This is a genomic window from Arthrobacter sp. Y3223164, assembly GCF_059091005.1.
The window spans coordinates 1-1,303 of the sequence record NZ_JBNHGF010000577.1 but is presented as its reverse complement, the minus strand read 5'-3'; the positions used below and the strand labels follow the sequence as shown (position 1 = coordinate 1,303).

The 1,303-nt window shown below is 68.7% G+C and carries 1 protein-coding gene and 1 pseudogene; both read left to right on the top strand.

The annotated features are described in order from the left end of the window. On the top strand, nucleotides 1-1,046 hold a 1,046-nt coding region (locus AC5RUJ_RS16545), incomplete at its 5' end, for a cupredoxin domain-containing protein (RefSeq protein ID WP_494156278.1). After that, nucleotides 1,046-1,303: pseudogene (locus AC5RUJ_RS16540) on the top strand (hypothetical protein); the annotation flags it as partial. The gene AC5RUJ_RS16545 and the pseudogene AC5RUJ_RS16540, both read left to right, overlap by 1 nt.

Here is a 1,303-nt window from a genome sequence, read left to right as displayed (position 1 = left end):
TGGGGGCGGCGCTGCCGCCGCGCGGCACCCCGCAGCCGTACGGCCCGGACCCGGCGAACCCCGGGCAGTACTTCATCCGCCGCAACTACTGGGCCAGCTTCTTCCCCGCGCGCACCATCATCGCGGAGGTGGGTTCGACGCTCCGCTTCCGGGTGCACAACCGGCTGTCCAAGGACCATGAGTTTGTCCTGCACGACGTCGGACCGGACCACGCGGACGCCAGGACCGGTCCGATTGCGCCGGGCGGGAGCGCGCTGCTGGAGCTGCCGTGCCCGCCGGCCGGTTCGTACATCTACAGCGATCCGACCAACGCGCCGGTCGAGCGGACTCTCGGGCTCTTCGGCGCGCTCCTGGTGATGGATCCGGTGCACCAGTGGGACATCACCCCCGGCCGGGCCAGCTTCGAACGGCAGTGGGTGTGGATCTGCCACGCGGTGGAGTCGAACTGGGCGGCCATCGAGGCCGCCGGCGGCACCGTTGACCCGCTGCAGACCAAGGCGGTGCCGCGGTACTTTACGCTCAACGGGCGCAGCGGCTACGAGTCGCTGGCCATGACCCGGAACGAGGCGCTCAACCTGGCCAGCGACGAGGAAACCTTGGTCTCCGGGTATCCGCGGCAGCTCGATGTGCGCCAGTTCGGCGAAGGCACCACGGCCGGCACCCTCCGCGGCGGCCAGCTGGTGCGGCTGATCAACCCCGGAATTGTGTACCACCAGATCCACTTCCACGGGAACCACCTGTGGACCGTGCGGCGGAACAACTACCACTGGCCGCGGCGCGAGGGGTACGTGGACAAGCAGGGCCACGTGGTGCTGCAGCAGTGGGAGGACGTGGTGGAGCTCCAACCGATGGACCGGAAGGACTGCATCATCCCGGTCAAGCGGCCGCCGGATGCCCTCGATCCGGTCTGGTACGCCCGGACCACCGACTGGGAGTACCCGATGCACTGCCACGCCGAGCCCTCGCAAACGGCCGCCGGCGGCCTGTATCCGGGCGGGCTGGTGGCTCATTGGAACCTGAAGGCACCGCTTCCCGGGGAGGGATGATGAGCAACCCGAGAGTGCCCCTGCGCTCCGGCAGCCGCACGGCCGCGCAACGGGCCGAAGAGCAACGCAAGCGGGCCGAGGCCGAGCGGAAGCAGGAGGAAGCTGCCCGTCGGCGCGAGGAGGACCGGAAAAAGGGCAAGAAGAAGGACGACGACGACGGCCTGCGGCTGCCCATCAAGCAGAACCTGCACCTGATCGCGAAGGCCAAGAACAAGAAGATCAACCAGATCAACGTGATGATCCTGGACCGCGACCGG